The sequence below is a fragment of the uncultured Legionella sp. genome, assembly GCF_937871865.1.
GTDB lineage: Bacteria > Pseudomonadota > Gammaproteobacteria > Legionellales > Legionellaceae > Legionella.
The window spans coordinates 1-5,178 of sequence record NZ_CALMPD010000214.1; the positions used below are offsets into that span (position 1 = coordinate 1).

Genomic DNA, 5,178 nt, shown 5'->3' on the forward strand with positions numbered 1-5,178 from the left:
GGCTACCAGGGACTACTCGCCCTAGCCTTCGGCTATCCATGGCTCGCAGCGATAGCGTTTGCCTGATAGTTTAGATTACAAGCTGGAATCGACCTTGAATCGCTCACCATATTTTGACTCAAATGTTTTGAATAAGGTTTCTAACTTGTCCTTTCCAAAATCATTGGCGTAATTCATAGGCCCGCCCCTGAATGGAGCAAAGCCTGTCGCAAAGATCATACCTGCATCAAGCAAATCTGAATCTGCAACAACCCCCTCTCGCAAACAAGCTGCTGATTCATTAACCATACGCAATATTAGTCGATCAGCAATGGTTTTATCAATTTTTGCAGCTGGACTTTTCTTGATAGGTTTCCCGTTTTTATAACGATAAAAACCTTCACCAGTTTTACGGCCTAATTTACCTGCCTGAACCATATCACGTAGCTTTTGAGGTACTGTGCCACCGAAATGGCTGGTTAAATTCTCAGCAACAGCCAGACAGACATCCATTCCAACAGTATCAGCCAACTCAACAGGCCCCATAAACATACCAAACTCAAGAGCGGCTTCATCAATTGTTTCACCACTGTATCCTTCATCCAGTAATTGCACGCATTCCATTAAATAAGGCATAAGAACACGATTCACTAGGAATCCTGGGCTTGATTTTACTGGTAATGGGAGTTTGCCAATTTGATTCACAAAGGAACATGAGTTTTGTTGTACCTTTTGAGCAGTAGAGGAACTACTGACAATTTCCACTAAATCCATTTTGGCGACGGGATTAAAGAAATGAATGCCGACCAATCGTTTTGGATCTGACATAACACTGCTAATTTCATCCAGAGGGATACTCGATGTATTCGTTGCAATGATTGCGTCTTTCTTTGCAACCAACTCAACTGATTTCATTATTTGCTGTTTTACTGCAAGATTCTCAAAAACAGCTTCAATAATAACATCTGCTCGTGCTACCCCATGCCCTTCAGGATCGGGAGTCAAATTATCCATCGCGGCTTGAATCAAACGAGGCTTGCGTAATTTTTTCTTATATAATGCATGCGCTCTGCCAATAGCGGGGGCAATCTGAGCATAAGACTTGTCTTGTAACGTGACATGTATTCCTCGTAAAGCACACCAGGCAGCAATATCGCCACCCATCACACCAGCACCTATAACATGAACATGTTGTGCACGGAAAGTGCTGTCTTTCGCAAAAGACTTAAGTCTCTCGCGCAAATGAAATGCTCGGATCAAATTTTTAGATGTTTCGCCAGAAGAGACTAACTGCTCTACTGAATCAGCTTCCTTCAAATAAGCCCGCTCACCAAAGCCACCTTCTTTTTCCCATAAATCAATTACAGCATAAGGGGCTGGATAATGTTCTTTACGCACACGCTTCGCCACATTGTAACGTAACAGATAGGCTATTGGTTTTCTTAACCAGGAACTATTAGTTAACCCATCAATAAATGAAGGCTTATGCTTGGGTGGTTTATTTTTAATAAAATAAACAGCCGCTCGCTTTAATTGTCTAACAGGCACCACGTCATCCACCATACCTAAAGTTTTAGCTTTAGCTGCTGCAATGCCGCTACCGGTGAGAATAACTTGTGATAATGCTTTAAAACCACCGATTAATTGTGGTAATCGAACAGTTCCACCCCATCCCGGGTGAATACCAAGCATGACTTCAGGTAAGCCAATTCGAGTATCTTTTTCATCGCTGGCAATTCTATAAGTACAAGCTAGTGCCAATTCAAATCCACCGCCCATACAAAAGCCATTTATCATGGCAACGCTGGGAATAGTTAAAGCTTGTAACCGTGCAAATACAGCCTGGCCTTTTTGTAAAAAATCAACTGCCTGCGCAGGGCTTTCAAACTGTGAAAAAGCGTTAACATCGGCACCAGCAATAAATCCTTTATCTTTCATCGAGTAAATAACCAAGCCTATTGCTTTTTTATCTTGCGATACCTCATGCAATAAGCTGTTTAATTCATCTAATACTTCTTCATTAATACTGTTGACTGCAGCATTTTTTCTATTGATTCCTAACCAAAGAATGGCATCTTTATCACGTTGAAGATCCCAATGATTGTAATTATTCATGTCCTTTCACCTCAGTTACTCGTTCAAGATACATAGCCCCTCCCTGACCACCTCCGATACAAATGGAAGCCATCCCCTTGGATTCGTTGCGTTGTTCCATAGACTTTAGTACATGTAATACAATACGTGCACCACTCGCGCCTATTGGATGGCCAGCAGCAATAGCGCCACCCTCACGATTTAGTTTGTCCATTGATGGACCACCAATTGCTTCATTAAGACCCAATTGTTTTTTACAATAATCCTCATCACTCCACGCAGCAACGCAACCTAAAACCTGAGCAGCAAACGCCTCATTAATTTCCCAGCAATCGATATCCTGAGGTTTTAATTTTTGACGTTCCAGAATAGGAGTCACCGCATGAACAGGACCGAGTCCCATCTGAGATGGATCTAAAGCAGACCATTGTGAATCTACTATGCGCCCCAATACTTTTAAATTGTATTTTTTGACGGCATCAGCACTTGCCAATAGAAGTAAACAAGCTCCATCAGTTATTTGAGAACTGTTGCCAGGAGTGACCATACCGTATTTTTTATCAAAAAATGGCTTTAGTTTTGTTAACTTTTCAACAGAAGAATCTGCACGAATACCATCATCTTCGGGATACACCTTGCCTTTGTAATCAATAATAGGAGCGACTTCAGTCATTCGATTGTCTTTGTAAGCATTGGCCAGTTTCTGGTGACTTTGCACAGCAAACTCATCCATTTGTTCACGAGTAATATTGAATCTATAAGCTACTTTTTCAGCTGTTTGGCCCATATTTAATCCAACAATAGGATCAGTTAATCCTCTAAGCAATGCAATCACAGGAGCCAGATATGAAGGTCTGAATTGTGTCATTAGCCCCAATTTCTGCCCCATATTTTTGGCAGCAAACCAACTGGCAAGCCAAGCAGCCATTTTTTGATTAAATAACAACGGGGCATGGCTCATCGCATCAGTACCACCAGCCAGTACCAGATTACTACGACCACTGGCTATTTGCATTGCTGCATTATCAATCGCTTGCATACCTGAGGCGCAATTTCTCATCACTGTAAAGCCAGGAACTTTATCTCCACAGCCTAAGCGTAATGCAACGATCCGAGCGATGTTTGCTTCATCAGGGCCAGGCATCGCGCTACCAATAATAACTTCATCAAGATCTGATGGTAAAAAGGGTTGACGGTTTAACAAGGTCATTCCTGCTGCAACGGCCAAATCCGATCCGGTAAATGGACCAATGCCTTTTGCTTTGAGAAAGGGAGTCCGACTTCCATCGACCACATATACATCTCGACCACTTAAATTCGACTTCTGTTTCATTAGTCCTCCTTTTTCGGGCCTGCATTACAGGTATTTTCTTTAATTATTTAGACACAAAGATTAGCAGTAAACGTCCAAATTTGGAAATTTTAAGTTGATTTTTATAAGAATTTTTAAAAGTTACAGCCATAAAACCAGGAGATGTTCATTTGTTCCTAAAGAGGCCGATTTTGTTCACATAACGATAAGCATAGATAGACTAAGGATTCTGAGCTAGTATAATCCTCAGTCTAACCAATGCAACTACAACAAAATGCAGAAGTCCTAATACAATGCAGTCCCAACTAAAGAACGCAATTCATTGTTACTTCTTTCTGTCACAGAATGAATGATTTTTACTAATTCATCCCGAGCATCAGTAATTTTAATCTTGAATAATTCATCCAAAATTGACTCCGTAGAAACAATGTGGCCCTTTTTTATTTGATGGAGGAGCCCTCTCACCTGTACCTGGTAGTTTCGGTGAGTGGACCAAAAAAAAGAACTCAATGTTGATGGAGCTTTAGTATAGTGTTCTAATTTCGACTGTATATAAGCTAATAATTGGGGAGTTGGCTTAGGGAGGGGCACTACAATTTCAGGCATTAACACCAAATTGACTCTGAGTTTATGACCCTGTTTAAGTCCGATACGCTCGAACTTTTTAATTTCCCTAGCCACTGCCTCAATAAGCATATTAAATTTATCGTCAGCATCTTTTTCTGTATTTTTTAGTGGTATTAATTGAGCATAGAGCCCTTTTAAGACAATACCTGGATCTTCTATCTGATTTAGTAGCTTATTTAATACACCAACTAAAAAAGTCAAATCAACCTTAACTGAATAATTCAAATCCTTATAAGCTTTGAATTCAAATTGTTTCAGTACATCAGTCAGAATAAAATTAATTATTTTATTTCGGTTTATTACATATTCGTTAATATTCCGTATGAATTTCAAAGGTATTATTGAGCGGTGAGTATTTATGCCGTTTAAATAATCATTATATGAGTGAAACATGAATTCATCCAGATGAAGATCGCGATTTAATGCCGCATATATCCTTTGATTATAAAGGACATTAAGAAAATCAATGCTCCATAGTTCGGTTTCCTCAGAACTTTTAGCATGGAGCATAACCAATCCCACACAGAAAGGGGCAAATTGTATCTGTGGTGTTTTATGGTCATTGCTGCGCTCATAATATTTATAAATATCGCATATAAACCCAAAAAGAAATTCCAGTTGAAATTCGTCCCGACCAATGACATCCCTTTTTACCGATTCAAGTAATTCTTTTATGAATGAAATAGCGCTTGGGTCAAAAGAATAGTTCGATGATGTAATCAGCTGTTCTAGTAATTGTATATACCACATAGTCAGACTATAAAAATGAAATGGTATTATTGTAATAACATAGAAATTAAACAAAAAAAATGGGATGCTCCTTACATGACCACCCGATTAAGATTGCCCACTAAAAAAAATATCGACTAAAATCAAAAGAGTTATTGACGTCTCTTAAATACCTGATATAATTCGCAACCATTGATTGGAGAGATGGCCGAGTGGTCGAAGGCGCTCCCCTGCTAAGGGAGTATGGGAGAAATCCCATCGAGGGTTCGAATCCCTCTCTCTCCGCCAATCAACGCGCCCGTAGCTCAGTTGGATAGAGTATTTGGCTACGAACCAAAGGGTCGGAGGTTCGAATCCTTCCGGGCGCGCCATTTAAAGGCTCTTTGGCTCTTTCCCATTTAAGGGGGCAGCTTTAATCATCCGCAGAGCACCTTAAC

At 40.1% G+C, this 5,178-nt stretch carries 3 protein-coding genes and 2 tRNA genes; 2 read left to right on the plus strand and 3 right to left on the minus strand.

Features of this window, described 5'->3' with window-relative positions; genetic code table 11:
• Window positions 1-75: 75 nt before the first annotated feature.
• From Q0495_RS11290 to Q0495_RS11300, 3 genes are all read right to left on the minus strand, one after another.
• Complete coding sequence (locus Q0495_RS11290) at window positions 76-2,094, minus strand: 3-hydroxyacyl-CoA dehydrogenase NAD-binding domain-containing protein (protein WP_298626280.1); 2,019 nt, start codon at window positions 2,092-2,094, stop codon at window positions 76-78.
• Entirely contained in the window at window positions 2,087-3,406 is a 1,320-nt protein-coding gene (locus tag Q0495_RS11295) for an acetyl-CoA C-acetyltransferase (RefSeq protein WP_298626282.1), read from the minus strand. Before Q0495_RS11295 ends, Q0495_RS11290 begins: the two co-directional genes overlap by 8 nt.
• Window positions 3,407-3,670: 264 nt before the next feature.
• Complete coding sequence (locus Q0495_RS11300; protein WP_298626283.1) at window positions 3,671-4,762, minus strand: hypothetical protein; 1,092 nt, start codon at window positions 4,760-4,762, stop codon at window positions 3,671-3,673.
• A 177-nt stretch (window positions 4,763-4,939) separates the two neighbouring features.
• On the opposite strand from Q0495_RS11300, the gene Q0495_RS11305 reads away from it, so the two are divergent.
• Window positions 4,940-5,029: transfer RNA gene (locus Q0495_RS11305), tRNA-Ser, on the plus strand.
• Between the two features lie 6 nt (window positions 5,030-5,035).
• A tRNA-Arg gene (locus Q0495_RS11310) sits at window positions 5,036-5,112 on the plus strand.
• The last annotated feature ends 66 nt before the right edge of the window (window positions 5,113-5,178 follow it).